The organism is Saccharopolyspora soli, from assembly GCF_022678645.1.
Lineage (GTDB): Bacteria > Actinomycetota > Actinomycetes > Mycobacteriales > Pseudonocardiaceae > Saccharopolyspora > Saccharopolyspora soli.
Window position 1 is genome coordinate 102782 of the sequence record NZ_JALBWV010000020.1, and the last position, 16684, is coordinate 119465.

The window sequence follows — 16684 nt, forward strand, 5'->3', positions numbered from 1 at the left end:
CGGACTGGGCCACCCCGCAGGGCCGCTTTGACGTGCTCTTTTCCAGTACACCCAGTTCAGCTGGGCGGTCCGCCGCCGATCAGGTCCACCAGTGATCACTCGAAGGTGGAACCGCGCGCTCGCTGAGCTCCGGGAATGCGACTGGTCCAGGTGCATGCACCTGGACCAGCCACGTACTCAGTCAAGCGTTGATCAGGAAGCCGACGCGGTTTCGCGCTTCTCCTTGATCTTCGCGGCCTTGCCGCGCCGGTCGCGCAGGTAGTACAGCTTGGCCCGCCGAACATCACCGCGCGCCGCGACCTCGATCTGCGCGATGTTCGGGGTGTGCACCGGGAAGGTCCGCTCCACACCGACACCGAAGGAAACCTTGCGCACGGTGAAGGTCTCCCGGAGACCATCGCCGTGACGACGGATGACCACGCCCTGGAAGACCTGGATCCGCTCGCGCGAACCCTCGATGACGCGGACGTGAACCTTCAGCGTGTCACCAGGCCGGAAGGCCGGAATGTCGGAACGCAACGACTGGGCGTCCAGCGCATCCAGGGTGTTCATCGGTGGTCCGTCCTCATCCGTGTCGAAGGCACCCGTGTTCTCGCATGTCGATGACCCGACCCATTGGTGGGCACCGCCTGACACGGGGTGAACTAGCTTGTGAGCGGGCCGAACACATTTGTTCGGCCGCATCAACCGTTCCAGTGTGCCAGATCCGCTTTTCGGTGTCTGAACCGACCCCGCCGACGCATCAGCGCGGCGCGTCTCCGGCATCCCGGGACTCGTCGGAATGCTCCGACTCGCGCAGCTTATCGAGTTGCGCGCGGTCGGCCGCGTCCAGGGTCCCGTCCGCCAGCGCGGCCAGCAGTTCGGGACGACGCCGGTAGGTCCGGGCCAGTGCCTGATCGCGGCGCCAGCGGGCGATCGCGGCGTGGTTCCCGGAGCGCAGCACGTCCGGAACCGCATGCCCGCGCCACACCTCGGGCCGGGTGTAGCAGGGCCCTTCGAGCAGCCCGTCGGAGAACGAGTCCTGCTCGGCCGACAGCGGGTTGCCCAGCACGCCGGGCAGCAGCCGGGCCACCGCCTCGATCATGACCAGCGCGGCGACCTCGCCACCGACCAGCACGTAGTCGCCGATGGAGACCTCTTCGACCGGCATCCGCGTCGCGGCGTCGTCGATCACCCGCTGATCGATGCCCTCGTAGCGGCCGCAGGCGAACACCAACCACGGCTCGGCGGCCCAGCGGATCGCGGTGCGCTGGTCGAAGGGCCGCCCCGCCGGGGTCGGCACCACCAGCCGCGGCATCGGCTCCGCGCCGGTGCCGCAGACGGCATCCAGGGCTTCACCCCAGACCTGCGGTTTCATCACCATGCCGGGACCGCCGCCGTAGGGGCTGTCGTCCACCGCCCGGTGCACGTCGTGCGTCCAGTTCCGCAGGTCGTGCACGTCGACCACGATCCGCTCGCGCTCGATGGCCTTGCCCAGCAAGGCTTCCCGCAGCGGGTTCAGGTAGTCGGGAAAGATGGTGATGACGTCGATGCGCATTGGGGCCCTCAGAACTCGTCCTCGAACCTGTCGCCGCGAGTCGAGTCTCGCACCACGAGCGGCGATCACTGCTGCGAAGCAGGCTGTCGGACGGAAAGCCCCCGCCCGATGGCGAGGGCGGTTTGCTCGGTCCTACCGGTCCGCGTCAGTCGAACAGGCCTTCCGGCGGATCCACCACGAGGCGACCGGCCGCGAGATCGACCGAGGGGACGATCTCAGCCACGAACGGCACCAGGACTTCCCGGTCTTCGGCGGTGCGCACGGCCAGCAACTCGCCAGCCGGGGTGTGCACCACCTCGTGGACCGTACCCACCTCGACGCCCGAGACCCGTACGACCCGCAGCCCGGTCAGCTCGTGGTCGTGGAACTCGTCCGGGTCATCGGTGGGTTCGAGGGCGTCCGAGGTGACCGTGAGCACTGCGCCGCGCAGGTCCTCGGCGGCCTCCCGACCTTCGACGCCCTCCGCGCGCATGAGCAGCCGCCCGGCATGCTGCCGAGCGGCTGCCACCGTCAGGTTCTGCGCACTGACCACGCCACGGCGCTGGACGCCGAGCACCGAGCCAGGAGCGAACCGCAACTCGGGGCTGTCGGTGAGCACCTCGACGACGAGCTCCCCTCGCACGCCGTGCGGCCGGACGATGCGGCCGACGGCGAGGGTTTGCACCTCGGGCTCGCTCATGATCGTGCTTCAGCGGTCGGTGTCGACCACATCGACCCGGATGCCGCGGCCGCCGATGCCGGACATCACGGTCCGCAAGGCGGTCGCGGTGCGCCCACCGCGACCGATGACCTTGCCCAGGTCGTCCGGGTTCACGTGCACCTCAAGGGTGCGACCGCGTCGGGTCGTGAGCAGCTGCACGCGGACATCGTCGGGGTTGTCGACGATGCCGCGCACCAGGTGCTCAAGTGCGTCCGCCAGGACTGTCACGCCTGACCTTCTTCGGACTTCTGCTCTTCGGCCTTGTCCTCGGCCTTCTTGCCGCCCCGCTGCTTCTTCGGGGTGGTGGCCTCGGTCGTCGGCTCGTCGCCAGCGGCCGCCAGCGCGGCCTCGAACAGTTCCTGCTTGGTCGGCTTCGGCTCGGCGACCTTCAGCCGACCCTCGGCGCCCGGCAGACCCTTGAACTTCTGCCAGTCACCGGTGATCTCCAGCAGATTGCGCACCGGGTCGGTCGGCTGCGCCCCGACACCCAGCCAGTACTGCACCCGCTCCGAGTTGACGATGATGCCGCTCGGGTTCTCCTTCGGGTGGTACTGCCCGATCGTCTCGATGGCCCGGCCGTTGCGACGGGTCCGGGCGTCGGCGACGACGATGCGGTAGTGCGGCTCCCGGATCTTGCCGATCCGCGCGAGCTTGATCTTCACAGCCACGGGTGCTGGTGCTCCTCAGACTCTCGTTGGTGCTCCGGTGAGCACACCGAAACCGCGTGGGGCAGCGGATTGGAATGCTCGTAGGTCAATCGGCCACGAGCGGTGAGAGGGACCGTTCGCGGCGAACAGCATCCCATTCTGCCAGATGCGTCCGAACCTGCTGCTACCGGACCTCCGCTCAGCAGCGCCGCGAAGCGCTCCGAGCCTGTTCTCGGTCTTGTCTTGAAGCGGCGCGGCCGCTTGGCCCACGTACCCAGCTGGCACCGCCGCGGGTTCTCAGACCGTTCCCGCTGGCGTTCGAAGACAGATTTCAGGCCGGGAGGAGGCCGAGGGAGATCAACAGCAGGCCCAGCGCGGGCAGGAAGTTGTTCACCTGGTGCGCGACCACGCTCGCGGTCAGTCGGCCGGTGACCATCCTGGCGACGCCGATCGGGATCGCGATCACCAGCAGCAACGCGGTGCGCTCCGGCTCCAGGTGGCCGATCGCGAAGACCGCGGTGCTGAGCACGAACACGTTCAACTGGCTCCAGCGCAACCGCTCCATCGCACCCCAGAGCAGGCCGCGGTAGAGCAGTTCCTCGCACAGCGGGGCGACCAGCCAGACGTGCAGGAAGATCACCACCGCCAGCATCGGGGGCAGCCGCACGCCGTCGAGCAGGCTGCTCACCGTGGACTGCGCGTTGTTCGGTCCCACCCACTGCATCCACAGCATCGACGCGATGGTGGTGGTGACCACGCCGACACCGCCGATCGCGAGCCCGGTGGTCACGTCCGACCAGTGCCACTCCAGGCCGAAGTCGAGCCGCGGGCCGTTGCCGCGCACCACGGTGATCATCACGGCCACCGCGCCAGCCAACACCGTCGGCAGCACCAGCATCACGACCAGCGTCACGGCGTCCGGACTGCCCAACGCGGCCGCGAGCGTCACCGACACCAGCACGAAGATCGCTTGGACGAAGAAGAACGCACCGAGCCCCCAGCGATGGTTGCGAACCGGTGGGGGCAGTGGGGGCGCGTTCCCTGCGGGGTCTGGCTGCTGCGGTGTGTTCACGGGCGCCTCCGTGTTGCCGATCGGCGGCCGGGCTCGCCTGGCGATGTCGGCGTGTCGGGCACCGGCGGAGTCGCCAGGTTACCTCCGGCGACGCTGGCGCGGGACCGATTTTCACCCGGCGACGGCGAACAGCAGCAGCGCGGGCAGGAAGTTGTTCGTCGCGTGGGCGATCATGCTGGCCGCCACCCGACCAGTGATCATCCGCGCCATGCCGATGGCCAGGCCGCCGACGAACAGCACCGGGGTACGCCACACTTCTTGGTGAATCAGCGCGAAGATCAACGCGGTCAGGATCAAGATCGCGTATCGCGGGATGCGGTAGTGCTCCAGGGCACCCCAGAGCGCGCCGCGCATGAGCAGTTCCTCGGTCAGCGGCGCGCCCAGGAAGGCGAACAGCGCGAACAGGAACAGCCAAACGGTCCGTTCGCCCGACATCAGCCGGGCCAGATCGGTCTCCGGCGGCGGCCCGTAGATCGCGATGATCACCAATGTCAGCATCCAGGAACCGAGCAGCGCGATGCCCCCGCAGGCCAGGCCCACCTTGAGATCGCGCAGCTTCGGCAGGATGCCGAAATCCGAGCGCAATCCCCGGCCCCGCCACCAGGAGAACACCGCGGGCACCAGGCCCAGCAGGATGTTCGGCGCGAAGGCCAACAGCAGCAGCGGGCCGGTTTGCGGCGGCGCGGTCGGGTCGAATCCGTTGGCCCGCTCCGGCCGGACCGCGTTGAGGATCAGCACGGCCAGGTAGTAGCCGCCGTAGCCGATGAAGAAGGCGGCCAAACCCCAGGCCAGCGAGCCGCGGCGGGCCGCTTCCAGCTGTGCTTCCCAGAACCTCGGGTGCAGGTTCTCGTCGGTGGTGTCCTGCGCTGGTCCCATGGATTGCGCGAACGGCACCACCGGTTCCGGAGCCGGTTGTTCGTGTGGCTTCCCCACCGGGAACTCCGGACGTTCCCGCTCGGGCTGCTCCCCCACGTTCGCTCCCCTCGACAAGGCCCACCTTAGAGCCTGCGCGTGGTCGCGTTCGGCATTGCGGTGCAGATGGGCAACGCGGGATCGATCAGGACATGACGTTGCCGCGCAGGATGATGCGCTGCGGGTGGCGGAGGGCCATCAGGTCCTTGCGCGGGTCTGCGTCGTAGCAGACCAGGTCGGCCGGGGCGCCGTGCACCAGCCCGGACCAGCCGAGCCACTCGCGGGCCGCCCACGACGCCGCACCGAGAGCCTGCTCGGTCGACATCCCGACCCGGTGCAGCGCGAGCACCTCATCGGCCAGCGCGCCGTGTTCGATGCCGCCGCCCGCGTCGGTGCCCGCGTACACCGGGATGCCCGCCTCGATCGCCTTGGCGACCGTTCGATCGGCCCGTTCGTACAGGTCCGTGATGTGCGCGGCGTAGGCCGGGTACTTGCTCGCGGCGGCCGCGAAGGACGGGAAGTTCTCGACGTTGACCAGGGTCGGGACCAGTGCCGTGCCGTGCTGGGCCATCAGCTCGACCGTGTCGTCGGTGAGCCCGGTGCCGTGTTCGACGCAGTCGATCCCGGCCGCGATCAGGCTGGGCAGCGCAGCCTCGCCGAAGACGTGCGCGGTGACGCGGGCGCCCATCCGGTGCGCCGTCGAGATCGCCTCGACGAGCACGTCATCGCTCCACAGCGGTGCCAGGTCGCCCGCCGACCGGTCGATCCAGTCGCCGACGAGCTTGATCCAGCCGTCGCCGTTGGCGACCTGCTCGGCGACCGCGGCGGGCAGCTGCTCCTCGTGCTCCAACTGGTCGGCCAGGTACGGGATGTAGCGCTTGGGCCGCGCGAGGTGCTTGCCCGCCCGGATGATCCTCGGCAGGTCCTCGCGCTGCTGCAGCGGTCGGGTGTCGATCGGCGCACCGCAGTCGCGGATCAGCAGCGTCCCGGCGTCGCGATCGATCGCCGCCTGCGCCGCGGCTTCGGCGAGCTCAACCGGTCCTTCGGAGCCGATGCCGACGTGGCAGTGCGCGTCGACCAAACCGGGCAGCACGTAGCCGTCGTCGAACACCGTCGTTGCTCCGGGCACCGGTTCCAGGCTGATCCGCCCGTCGTGGACCCACAGCTCCCGCTGCGCACCGTCGGGCAACACGACGGCGCGCAGGTGCAGCGCGGTCACTTCTTCTTGCCGAAGTTCAGCTTCGAGGGATCGAATCCGGGAGGCAGGTCGTTCATGCTGCCGCCCAGCTTGGACAGGTCCGGGCCCGCGCCCGGCATGCCCGCGCCGCCAGGCGGCAGACCGGGGAAGCCGCCGGGCATGCCGCGCATGCCCTTGGGCTGGGTCGGGCCGCGTCCTTTCTTGCCCTTCTTCCCCTTCTTGCCCTTGCGGCTCTTGCTGCCCCCACCGCCGCCGAAGCCGAAGCCGCCCGCCATCTGCTGCATCATCTTGCGGGCTTCGAAGAACCGGTTGACGAGGTCGTTGATCTCGCTGATGGCCACCCCGGAACCGCGGGCGATGCGCTGCCTGCGGGAGGCGTTGATGATCTTCGGGTCGGCCCGTTCGGCGGGCGTCATGCCCCGGATGATCGCCTGGATGCGGTCCAGGCTCTTCTCGTCGAAGTTGGCCAGTTGGTCCTTCATCTGGCCAGCACCGGGCAGCATGCCCAGCAGGTTCTGCAGCGGGCCCATCCGGCGGACCGCCTGCATCTGCTCCAGGAAGTCCTCCAGGGTCAGCTGGCCGCTGCCCAACTTCTGCGCGGCCTGCTCGGCCTGCTCCTGGTCGAATGCCTGCTCGGCCTGCTCGATGAGGGTGAGCAGGTCGCCCATGCCCAGGATCCGGTTGGCCATCCGGTCCGGGTGGAAGACGTCGAAGTCCTCCAGCTTCTCGCCGCTGGAGGCGAACATGATCGGTTGGCCGGTGACCTCGCGGACCGACAGGGCGGCACCACCGCGGGCGTCGCCGTCGAGCTTGGTCAGCACCACACCGGAGAACCCGACACCGTCGCGGAACGCCTCGGCGGTGTTCACCGCGTCCTGACCGATCATCGCGTCCAGCACGAACAGGATCTCGTCCGGGGTGATCGCGTCCCGGATGTCGGCGGCCTGCTTCATCATCTCTTCGTCGATGCCCAGCCGACCGGCGGTGTCGACGATGACGATGTCGTGCTGCGCGCGGCGGGCCTCGTCGAGGCTGCGGCGGGACACCTCGACCGGGTCGCCGACGCCGTTGCCGGGCTCCGGCGCGAACACCGGCACCCCGGCGCGCTCCCCGACCACCTGCAGCTGGTTCACCGCGTTCGGGCGCTGCAGGTCGGCGGCCACCAGCAGCGGGGTGTGGCCCTGCCCGGCGAGCCATTTGGCGAGCTTGCCCGCCAGCGTGGTCTTACCGGAACCCTGCAGACCGGCCAGCATGATCACGGTCGGCGGCGTCTTCGCGTAATCCAACCGACGGGTCTCGCCGCCGAGGATGGTGACCAGTTCCTCGTTGACGATCTTGATGACCTGCTGGGCCGGGTTCAGCGCCTGCGAGACCTCGGCGCCCTTCGCACGCTCCTTGACACCGCTGATGAAGCCGCGCACCACGGGAAGCGCCACGTCGGCTTCGAGCAGGGCGATGCGGATCTCCCGCGCGGTCGCGTCGATGTCGGCCTCGGACAGCCGCCCCTTGCCGCGCAGGTTCGTCAGGACCGAGGTGAGCCGGTCGGAAAGAGTGTCGAACACGGGTTCACGGGCTCCAGAGTCGATGGATGTACCTGGGTACCTATGCGAGGGTAACCGGCCGGGTATACCGCCTGGCGTCGGCTAGGGGGCGCAATTTCACGAGAAATTGCGCCCCCTCCCGGCTCAACTGCGCGAGAAGTCCTCCCGACGCTTGCCCGCCGCGGAACGGTGCTGCGGGGAGTGCTGGCCCTTGCGGTACGGACGCGGCTTGTCCCGGTCCCTGCCGGGACGGCGCGGGCGGCGGCTGATGAACTCGCCGTCGGCCCGGCTGATCCGCAGGCCCCGCCCGGCCACCTGGGTGGTGCGCAGCTTGCTCAGCAGCTCGTCCGGCAGGTCGGCGGGCAGTTCGATCAGGGTGTGCTCGTTGCGGATGTCGATGTGCCCGATGTACTTGCTGGGCACGCCGCCCTCGTTGGCCAGTGCCCCGACCAGCGCCCGCGGGGTGACCCGGTTGCGGCGGCCGACCTCGACGCGGTAGGTCTCGGTCTCCGAGGTGCCCGGTTCGAAGGATTGACCCGCGCGGTGCGGTACCGGCGCCTCGACCGGCTCCGGATCCAGCAGCAGCGGCCGGTCGCCCTGCGCCATGCTGGCCAGCGCCGCCGCGATCTCCACGGCTGGCACGTCGTGGGTGCGCTCGTACTCCGCCACCAGGTCCTGGAACACCTCCAGGCCCCCCTTGGCCAGGGTGTCGGTGATGCTCTGCGCGAACTTCGCCAGCCGCCGGTCGTTGACCGCCTCGATGCTGGGCAGCTCCATCTGCGTGATCTGCTGCCGGGTGGCCTTCTCGATGGCGCGCAGCAGGTGCCGTTCGCGCGGCGAGACGAACAGGATCGCCTCCCCGCTGCGCCCGGCCCGCCCGGTGCGGCCGACGCGGTGCACGTAGGACTCGGTGTCGTGCGGGATGTCGTAGTTCAGCACGTGCGAGATGCGCTCGACGTCCAGGCCGCGGGCGGCGACGTCGGTGGCCACCAGGATGTCGATCCGGCCGTCCCGGAGGTGGCCGATGGTGCGCTCCCGCTGCGCCTGCGCGATGTCACCGTTGATCGCCGCCGCGCTGAAGCCGCGGGCCTGCAACTTCTCGGCGAGTTCTTCGGTGAGCTGCTTGGTGCGCACGAACACGATCATCGAGTCGAACGGCTCGACCTCCAGGATGCGGGTCAGCGCGTCCAGCTTGTTCGCGCCGCGCACCGGCACGTGCCGCTGGTTGATGTTGGTCGCGGTGCTGGTCTTGGTCTTGACCGAGATCTCGACCGGCTCGTTGAGGTAGGACTGGCTGATCTTGCGGATCGCGGTGGGCATCGTCGCCGAGAACAGCGCCACCTGCCGACTGGTCGGGACGGTCTGCAGGATCTTCTCGACGTCCTCGATGAAGCCCATCCGGAGCATCTCGTCGGCCTCGTCGAGCACTACGTGCTTGAGCCCGGTCAGGTCGAGCGAGCCCTTCTCCAAGTGGTCGATCAACCGGCCGGGGGTGCCGACGACGACGTGCGCGCCGCGACGCAGACCGGCCAGTTGCGGGCCGTAGCTGGTGCCGCCGTAGATGGGCAGCACGTGGAAGCCGGGCAGGTGCGCGGCGTAGCGCTGGAACGCCTCGGAGACCTGGATCGCCAGCTCGCGGGTGGGGGCGAGCACCAGGGCCTGCGGGCCGGTGGCGTTCAGCTCCAGCCGGGAGAGGATCGGCAGCGCGAACGCGGCCGTCTTGCCGGTGCCGGTCTGGGCCAGGCCCAGCACGTCCCGCCCCTCCAGCAGCAGCGGGATGGTCTTCTCCTGGATCGGTGACGGGGTCTCGTAACCGATCTCGCTGAGCGTCTCGCGGACGCGCGGGTCTAGCTCAAGTTCGTCGAAGGTCGGCATGCTGAACGCGGGTCTCCTCGGTGGGCTCGACAGGGGGCTGATGGAATGCGGAAACGGCCCGGCACTACCGCCCGGAGGTCCGGGGTGATCGGCGGCTGTCGGCTCGGAGCCCTGACGCCGCTGGGCGCCGCTTGCGCATTTCGAACCGCGCGTTCAGCTGGACGCACACCCTGTTGCCAGTCACCCGCAGCTCGATGATTCTTCAGCCTGGCGCGGCGGCATCCTGCCGCAGCACCAGATGTCCAGCGTAGCGATCGAGAACGACGGCTGGCTCAGCCCCCCTGCGCAAACGGGACGCAGGTCACGCCACGACATCCAGCCGCAGCCCGTCCTCGACCTGATCCCGGGTGAACAGGTGCACGCGGTGCCAGCCGTACGGCGTGCCGCCGCCGCGCAACTTCTGGTGCATCCGGTCGGCCCGTTGCACGTGCCGCAGGAACGACGTCGGGCGGATCAGCCGCCCGCGCTCCTGCTGCCCGGCCAGCGCCTCGCGCGGATCGGCGTGCAGCCACACCAGCACCCGTTGCCGCCCGGTGAGCCACCCGAACAGCAGCAGCATCGCGCGGGTGGTGGCGCGGGTCGCGGGTTCGTGCGCCACGACCGGACCACGCGTTCGCAGGCAGAACCAGGCGATTCGGGTCCGGTGCACCAGGTGCACCACGGGGCGGTAGTAGCGGTACGGCAACCGGGTCGGTAGGACCTTGCGCAGCCGGGTGCGCACCTGCTCGGAGTCCAGCGTCGAGACGCCCGTGCCGCCGCGCAGCTTCCGGAGCATCGTGCTCTTGCCCGCGCCGGGCAGCCCGGCCAGCACGACGAGCGAGCGCCTGCCGATTCGCATGGTTGGTGGGCTGGCAGGCACAGGGATTACGTCCGATATGTCCACGACGGTCTCAAGGTTACGCGTTGATCGATCTTGCCGGACCGGGCGCGTGCGCAACACCACCGGACGCGAAAAAGCGGGAGGCGGCTCGCTCCCCCTACGAACCGCCTCCCGCACCATCCACCTGGTGCGCTACGGGATACCGCACCCGGACCGCGTGGGCGACCCTGTCCCGGCCACCCACGCGGCTTCCCCCCTTCGCGATCGCGGGTCCGCCTGCCCGCCCGACCCCCAGAACGGGCGGGCCCCCTCCGGATCCCTCTGATCACCGCGTCGCACTTAGAAGTCTGCCGTCCGAAGGGCCGCCGCAAGACCGTGAAGCCCCGCGAGTACGACTGCGTAGTGCTACGCACCTGCACCGGGGGAAGGCACGACGAAGGGGCGCGAGCCGCAGCTCGCGCCCCTCGTCCGGTGTTCTGTTGGGCTAGATGGCCTCCACGCCGGTCTCGCCGGTGCGGACTCGCACTACGGTGTCCACCGCGGTGACCCAGACCTTGCCGTCGCCGACCTTGCCGGTGCGCACCGCGGACACGATGCCGTCCACCACCTTGTCCACATTGGACTCGTCGACCAGGACCTCGACACGCAGCTTCTCGATGAAGTCCACGGAGTACTCAGCGCCCCGGTAGACCTCCGTGTGGCCCTTCTGGCGGCCGTAGCCCTGAGCCTGGCTGACGGTCATGCCCAGCACCCCGAGCCGCCCGAGCGCCTCCTTGAGATCGTCCAACTTCGACGGTTGAACGATCGCGGTCACCAATTTCATGCGCGGCTGCCCTCCAGCTTGCGTTCGACCTCGTCGGCCGACACCGAAGAGCGGCGCGCAGAGCGGTCGTCACCGAAGTGGTACGCGGTCTCGGCGTGCTCGGTCTCGTCGATGCCCACGGCCTCGTCCTCGGCGCTCGCCCGGAACCCGACGACCGCCTTGACCAGCAGTGCCAGCACCAGGCTGAGCACGAACGAGTAAACCAGCACCGCAGCCGCGCCGACAGCCTGCCGCCACAACTGGTCCAAACCGCCGCCGTAGAACAGCCCGGCCACCCCGGCCGGGGCCGCCGACGAGGCGAACAGACCGATCAGCAGGGTGCCCATCAGACCGCCGACCAGGTGGACGCCGACGACGTCCAGCGAGTCGTCGTAGCCGAACTTGTACTTGAGGCTGACCGCCAGCGCGCAGACCGCACCGGTGATCGCGCCGACCGCGATCGCGCCGAGCGGCGTCACCGAGGAGCAGGCCGGGGTGATCGCGACCAGACCCGCCACGATGCCCGACGCGGCACCCAACGTGGTCGCGTGCCCGTCCCGGATCCGCTCGACGAGCAGCCAGGCCAGCATCGCGCCGCAGGTGGCGACCAGGGTGTTCACCAGGACCACAGCGGCGCTGGTGCCAGCGGACAGCGCGGAACCTGCGTTGAACCCGAACCAGCCGAACCACAGCAGGCCAGCGCCGAGGACGACGAAGGGCAAGTTGTGCGGCTTGCCCGGATCCTTCGGCCAGCCCGTGCGCTTGCCCAGCACCAACGCCAGCGCCAGCGCGGCGGCACCCGCGTTGATGTGCACCGCCGTACCACCGGCGAAGTCGATCGCGGCGAGCCGGTTGGCGATCCAGCCACCGACCGTGCCCGAATCCGAGTCGAAGGCGAAGACCCAGTGCGCGACCGGGAAGTACACCAGGATCGCCCACAGCCCGGCGAACAGCAGCCAGGGTCCGAAGCGGGCCCGGTCGGCGATCGCGCCGGAGATCAGCGCGACCGTGATGATCGCGAACATCGCTTGGAAGCCGACGAACGCCATGGTCGGGATGGTCCCGGAGATCGCGTCCTCACCGAGGACCTGGCTGAGCCCGAAGAACTCGGCCGGGTTGCCCAACAAGCCGAGGCCAACATCGTTGCCGAACGCCATCGAGTAGCCCAGCAGCACCCACAGCACGCCCACCACGCCGATGCTGCCCAGGCTCATCATCAACATGTTGAGCACGCCGCGCGAGCGCACCATGCCACCGTAGAAGAACGCCAGACCAGGGGTCATGAGCAGCACCATCGCGGCACTCACGAGCACCCATGCGGTGTCGCCTGAATTCACATTGCCTCCCCGTGCGGACCGAGTTGGCCCGCATCTTGGGAAATGTCTGTTTCAGGCGGCCCGTTGCGGTGTAACGCCGATGTGAACTTCAGCTCACCGCCAGTTACGAACGTGTTGTGATGTCACCGGTGTGTTACATCGCCGCGCACCGACGGCACCTGGACCGGCCGTCCGGCCAGCAGTCCGGCGCCGAGCCAACCGGCTGAGCAGGCCAGCAGCAGCACCAGCGGGACGGTCCAGTTCCCGGACAGATCATGCAGCAACCCGATCAGCAGCGGGCCCGCCGCGGCGATCAGATATCCGCCACCCTGCGCCATCCCGGACAGCGCCGTGGTGGTGTCGCTGTCCGGCGAACGCAGCCCGAACAACGTCAACGCCAAGCCGAACGCCGCGCCCTGCGCCAGCCCGAGCACGACCGTCGCGGGCCACAGCCCAGCGGGCGGACCTGCCAGGATGCCGGTGAACCCGAGCACGACCAGCACCGCGAGCACCACCGCGATCGGACGCTGGTCGCGGAACCGGCGGCACAGCATCGGCACGGTCATCGATCCGGCGGCCTGCACCGCCGCCTGCACGCCCAGCGCCAACCCGGCCAGCTCGGCGCTCATGCCCCGGCTCTGCAACATGGTCGGCAGCCAGCCGAACACGACGTAGGCCATGGCCGACTGCAGGCCCATGAACACGGTGACCTGCCAAGCCACCGGGTTGCGCCACAACCGGCCCGGACGCGATGGCAGCTGGGGTGCACCCGAGCTGCGCCGCAGCGCGAAAACGCTGATCACCAGGGCCACAAGCACCGGAACCGCGAGCAGCCCGAGCGGGGCCTGCCATTGCGAAGCCAGCGCGTTGCCGATCGGCACGACGACGCTGGCCGCGATCGCACCGCCCAACGTCAGGCACATCGTGTAGACGGCCGTGATCACCGGCACGTTGTCCGGGAAGTCCCGCTTGATCAAGCCCGGCAGCGCCACGTTCGCCACTGCGATGCCCGCACCGACCACGACCGTGCCGGTGAGCAGCGTCCAGGCCGATCCCAGCGCGCGCAGCGAGTTGCCGACCAGCAGCACCACGAGGCACCCGACCACCACTTTCTCGTCGCCGAAGCGCTGCCGGAGCTTCGGTGCGACGAACGCGAACGCCCCCAGGCACACCACCGGCAACGTGGTCAGCACTCCACCGAAGGTGTTCGACACCGCCAAGTCCTGCTGGATCCGCTCGAACAGCGGCGCCACCGAGGTGAACGGCGGCCGCAACGCCAGCGCGACCAGCACGACGAGGACCAGGGTGGCCACGGCGGCCGTGCCAACGGGGCGGGCGGATTGGGTTCGGGTGCTCACTGCGCTCGCACGGCTTCTCGGACCACGGCCCCGCTGACCAACTGCTCGTTGAGCGCGGCGATGACCTCGTCCGCGGAAGACCTTCGCCCGACCACCCGCATGAAGCGTCCCCCTTCCGGGGGAACCCTAGGCCAGACATCAGTCGTCAGACAACTCTCGCTGGTGCGCGAAGCAAGCAGCCCCCGCCCTTGAGGCGCGGGGGCTGCTGGGGTGTGGTCGTCAGCCGAGGAGGGCGTCCACGAAGGCTCCCGGTTCGAAGGGGGCAAGGTCGTCCGGGCCTTCCCCGAGACCCACCAGCTTCACCGGGACGCCCAGTTCTCGCTGGACCTGGAAGACGATCCCGCCCTTCGCGGTGCCATCGAGCTTCGTCAGCACGATGCCGGTCACGTCCACGACGTCGGAGAACACCCGCGCCTGGGTCAGGCCGTTCTGCCCGGTTGTCGCATCCAGCACCAGCAGGACCTCGTCGACCTGGGCCTTCTTCTCCACGACGCGCTTGACCTTGCCCAGCTCGTCCATCAGCCCGGTCTTGGTGTGCAGCCGACCCGCGGTGTCGACCAGCACCGCGTCGACCGCGGTGTCGCTGCCCCGGCTGACCGCCTCGAACGCCACGCTCGCCGGGTCGGCGCCTTCCTTGCCCCGCACCACCTCGGCGCCCACCCGGTGTCCCCAGGTGGCGAGCTGTTCGACGGCGGCGGCGCGGAAGGTGTCGGCCGCGCCGAGCAGCACGGTCCGACCGTCCGCGACCAGTACCCGCGCCAGCTTGCCGGTTGTGGTCGTCTTGCCGGTGCCGTTCACGCCGACGACCAGCACCACGGCGGGCTTGCCGCCGTCGGCCGGATCGCCGTGCGGCAGCGCCTGCACCGCGCGCTGCATGTCCGGCCCCAGGGCATCCACGAGCACTTCGCGCAGCAGCGCGCGTGCCTCGTCCGGCGTGCGGACGCCGCGCGTGGCGATCTCGCTGCGCAGTCGCTCGCTGATCTCGGTGGTGGTGGCCGCGCCCAGATCGGCCATCAGCAGGGTGTCCTCGATCTCCTCCCAGGAGTTCTCGTCGAGGTCTCCCGCGCCGAGCAGACCCAGCAGGCCCTGGCCGAAGGTGGACCGGGAGCGGGACAGGCGCCCGCGCAGCCGCTCCAGCCGACCCGAGGTCGGTTCGATCTCCTCGATCTCCACCGGCACGGCGGGCGCCGGTTCGGGCACCGGCTCGACCCGCTCCTGCACCGGAACCTCGACCGGCGCCTCCTCGGTCACCGTGGGGCCGTCCGGCAGCGGCACGTCGACGATGCCGCGCCGCTCGCTGTCGCGGGGCACCGCCGCGTCGTCGCCGACACCCGGTTGGCCCTCCACCTCGGTGCGCTCGCCCGCCGGGTGCTCCGGCGGGGCGGTCGTGGTGGTGCCGCCACTGGACAGGCTGATTCCGCCGTCGGCGCGGTATCCGCCGCCCTTGACGGCCTCGGCCGGGCCCGCGCTTCCGTCCCGTTCGCTCAGGCTGATCCGCCGCCTGCGGTTCAGCACGACACCGACGACCACGGCGATCGCCAGCACCACCACGACGGCAACGATGATCAGAATCAGGGTTGACGTGGTCACGCACTCATCCTCCCACCTGGTCATACCGGCCTCGGCACGCGCCCCGAGCGGTCCCAGGAACACCAAGTGAGCAATTCACCAACAATGCGCGCGAAATGCTTGCATTTGCCGATGGCTGTGCAATACACCACACGTGTGGGTTGGTGGCGGGTGCTCGGACTGCTCTCCGGCACGTCGATGGACGGCGTCGACGTGGCCGCCGCCGAGCTGCGGCTGGACCACGACACCATCGAGCTCCGATCGCTCGGCAGCACCGTGCTCCCGTACCCGGAGGTGCTGCACGACAAGCTGCTGGCCACGCTGCCACCGGCGAACTGCAGCGCCGAGGACCTGTGCCGCCTGGACACCTACGTCGGCCAGCACTTCGCGGCGGCCGCCCGGCTCGGGATCGAGCTGGCGGGCGGTCGCGCGGACCTCATCGGATCGCTGGGCCAGACGCTCTACCACTGGGTGCAGGGCAGCGGCCGGGTGCGGGGCACGCTGCAGATCGGACAGCCCGCGTGGATCGCGGAGGCCACCGGACTGCCGGTGGTGGCCGATCTGCGCGTCCGCGACGTCGCTGCTGGCGGCCAGGGCGCCCCGCTGGCCGGTGTGTTCGACGCGCTGTGGCTGGCTGCCGAACCCGGCACGAACGTGGCCCTGAACATCGGCGGCATCGCCAACATCAGCGTGGTCGGCGGAGCGCGTCCGCTGGCCTACGACACCGGTCCGGGCAACGCGCTGATCGACCGCGCCGCGGGGCAGCTGACCGGCGTCCCGCAGGACACCGACGGACGGCTCGCCGCGGCCGGAACCGTCCGCGCCGACCTGCTGGAAGTCCTGCTCGCCGATGCCTACTATCAGCGACCAGCGCCGAAGTCCACCGGCAAGGAGCACTTCAACGCCGAATACCTGGGTCGCGCGCTGGACAAACTGGACACCGAGGTGCGCGGCGCCGACCTGCTGGCGACACTGACCGAGCTAACCGCATGCACGGTCGCCGAAGCTTGCCGCGCGGAGCGCGCGGCGAAGGTCGTCGCTTCCGGCGGCGGCGTGCGCAACCCGGTCCTGCTGGCAGCCCTGCGCCGCCGACTGGACGCGCCGCTGGTCGTCAGCGACGAACTCGGGGTGCCCGCCGACAGCAAGGAGGCGCACCTGACCGCGCTGCTCGGCTTTCTCACCTGGCACGGCATAACCGGAAACATGCCGGGCCACACCGGCGCCACCGGCCCCCGGCTGTTGGGCAGCATCACACCGGGAGCCGGTCCGCTGCGATTGCCCGAACCCGTAACCCAGCAGCCGAAGCGGCTGCGAGTGCAGTCCGCGTAGGAGGCCCA

The 16684-nt window shown here is 69.7% G+C and carries 16 protein-coding genes; 1 reads left to right on the forward strand and 15 read right to left on the reverse strand.

Annotated elements, in window-relative coordinates:
* Nucleotides 1-192: 192 nt before the first annotated feature.
* The 15 genes from rplS to ftsY all read right to left on the reverse strand — a co-directional run bounded on the left by rplS (nucleotide 193) and on the right by ftsY (nucleotide 15368).
* On the reverse strand, nucleotides 193-552 hold the full coding sequence (gene rplS, locus MOQ72_RS17360) for a 50S ribosomal protein L19 (protein WP_242184753.1): 360 nt from the start codon (nucleotides 550-552) through the stop codon (nucleotides 193-195).
* Nucleotides 553-742: 190 nt separating this feature from the next.
* The gene (gene trmD / locus MOQ72_RS17365; protein ID WP_242184754.1) at nucleotides 743-1537 is read right to left on the reverse strand and encodes a tRNA (guanosine(37)-N1)-methyltransferase TrmD; all 795 of its coding nucleotides are present in this window, start codon (nucleotides 1535-1537) and stop codon (nucleotides 743-745) included.
* A 145-nt stretch (nucleotides 1538-1682) separates the two neighbouring features.
* Entirely contained in the window at nucleotides 1683-2216 is a 534-nt protein-coding gene (gene rimM, locus MOQ72_RS17370; protein ID WP_242184756.1) for a ribosome maturation factor RimM, read from the reverse strand.
* Nucleotides 2217-2225: 9 nt separating this feature from the next.
* Complete coding sequence (locus tag MOQ72_RS17375; protein ID WP_010305954.1) at nucleotides 2226-2465, reverse strand: RNA-binding protein; 240 nt, start codon at nucleotides 2463-2465, stop codon at nucleotides 2226-2228.
* Nucleotides 2462-2905, reverse strand: a complete 444-nt coding sequence (gene rpsP / locus MOQ72_RS17380) for a 30S ribosomal protein S16 (RefSeq protein WP_242184758.1) — start codon at nucleotides 2903-2905, stop codon at nucleotides 2462-2464. Before rpsP ends, MOQ72_RS17375 begins: the two co-directional genes overlap by 4 nt.
* Before the next feature lie 310 nt (nucleotides 2906-3215).
* Nucleotides 3216-3956 (reverse strand): CPBP family intramembrane glutamic endopeptidase, encoded by a 741-nt coding sequence (locus MOQ72_RS17385; protein WP_242184759.1) that lies wholly within the window; start codon nucleotides 3954-3956, stop codon nucleotides 3216-3218.
* A 111-nt stretch (nucleotides 3957-4067) separates the two neighbouring features.
* Nucleotides 4068-4889, reverse strand: coding sequence for a CPBP family intramembrane glutamic endopeptidase (locus MOQ72_RS17390; RefSeq protein ID WP_308197897.1), 822 nt, complete (start codon nucleotides 4887-4889; stop codon nucleotides 4068-4070).
* Nucleotides 4890-5013: 124 nt separating this feature from the next.
* Nucleotides 5014-6087 carry an amidohydrolase family protein gene (locus MOQ72_RS17395; protein WP_242184761.1) on the reverse strand — a complete coding sequence of 358 codons (1074 nt, stop codon included), beginning with the start codon at nucleotides 6085-6087 and terminating at the stop codon, nucleotides 5014-5016.
* Complete coding sequence (ffh, locus tag MOQ72_RS17400) at nucleotides 6084-7628, reverse strand: signal recognition particle protein (RefSeq protein ID WP_242184762.1); 1545 nt, start codon at nucleotides 7626-7628, stop codon at nucleotides 6084-6086. Before ffh ends, MOQ72_RS17395 begins: the two co-directional genes overlap by 4 nt.
* 123 nt (nucleotides 7629-7751) lie before the next feature.
* Complete coding sequence (locus MOQ72_RS17405) at nucleotides 7752-9482, reverse strand: DEAD/DEAH box helicase (RefSeq protein WP_242184763.1); 1731 nt, start codon at nucleotides 9480-9482, stop codon at nucleotides 7752-7754.
* A 301-nt stretch (nucleotides 9483-9783) separates the two neighbouring features.
* A complete protein-coding gene (locus MOQ72_RS17410; protein WP_242184764.1) occupies nucleotides 9784-10320 on the reverse strand; it encodes an AAA family ATPase in 537 nt (178 codons plus the stop codon).
* Nucleotides 10321-10786: 466 nt separating this feature from the next.
* Nucleotides 10787-11125, reverse strand: coding sequence for a P-II family nitrogen regulator (locus tag MOQ72_RS17415; RefSeq protein WP_242184765.1), 339 nt, complete (start codon nucleotides 11123-11125; stop codon nucleotides 10787-10789).
* Nucleotides 11122-12441, reverse strand: coding sequence for an ammonium transporter (locus tag MOQ72_RS17420; protein ID WP_242184766.1), 1320 nt, complete (start codon nucleotides 12439-12441; stop codon nucleotides 11122-11124). The genes MOQ72_RS17415 and MOQ72_RS17420 overlap by 4 nt, the downstream gene beginning before the upstream one ends.
* 122 nt (nucleotides 12442-12563) lie before the next feature.
* The gene (locus MOQ72_RS17425; RefSeq protein ID WP_242184767.1) at nucleotides 12564-13778 is read right to left on the reverse strand and encodes a CynX/NimT family MFS transporter; all 1215 of its coding nucleotides are present in this window, start codon (nucleotides 13776-13778) and stop codon (nucleotides 12564-12566) included.
* A gap of 219 nt (nucleotides 13779-13997) precedes the next feature.
* Nucleotides 13998-15368 (reverse strand): signal recognition particle-docking protein FtsY, encoded by a 1371-nt coding sequence (ftsY, locus tag MOQ72_RS17430; RefSeq protein ID WP_242184768.1) that lies wholly within the window; start codon nucleotides 15366-15368, stop codon nucleotides 13998-14000.
* A 111-nt stretch (nucleotides 15369-15479) separates the two neighbouring features.
* Here ftsY and MOQ72_RS17435 point away from each other — a divergent pair, with 111 nt between their 5' ends.
* Nucleotides 15480-16676, forward strand: a complete 1197-nt coding sequence (locus MOQ72_RS17435; RefSeq protein WP_242184769.1) for an anhydro-N-acetylmuramic acid kinase — start codon at nucleotides 15480-15482, stop codon at nucleotides 16674-16676.
* Nucleotides 16677-16684: the final 8 nt, after the last annotated feature.

Coding starts and splice junctions, on each gene's coding strand:
- rplS (WP_242184753.1), bottom strand. CDS start 552: ATGAACACCCTGGATGCGCTGGACGCCCAGTCGTTGCGTTCCGACATT.
- trmD (WP_242184754.1), bottom strand. CDS start 1,537: ATGCGCATCGACGTCATCACCATCTTTCCCGACTACCTGAACCCGCTG.
- rimM (WP_242184756.1), bottom strand. CDS start 2,216: ATGAGCGAGCCCGAGGTGCAAACCCTCGCCGTCGGCCGCATCGTCCGG.
- MOQ72_RS17405 (WP_242184763.1), bottom strand. CDS start 9,482: ATGCCGACCTTCGACGAACTTGAGCTAGACCCGCGCGTCCGCGAGACG.
- MOQ72_RS17410 (WP_242184764.1), bottom strand. CDS start 10,320: ATGCGAATCGGCAGGCGCTCGCTCGTCGTGCTGGCCGGGCTGCCCGGC.
- MOQ72_RS17415 (WP_242184765.1), bottom strand. CDS start 11,125: ATGAAATTGGTGACCGCGATCGTTCAACCGTCGAAGTTGGACGATCTC.
- MOQ72_RS17435 (WP_242184769.1), top strand. CDS start 15,480: ATGGCTGTGCAATACACCACACGTGTGGGTTGGTGGCGGGTGCTCGGA.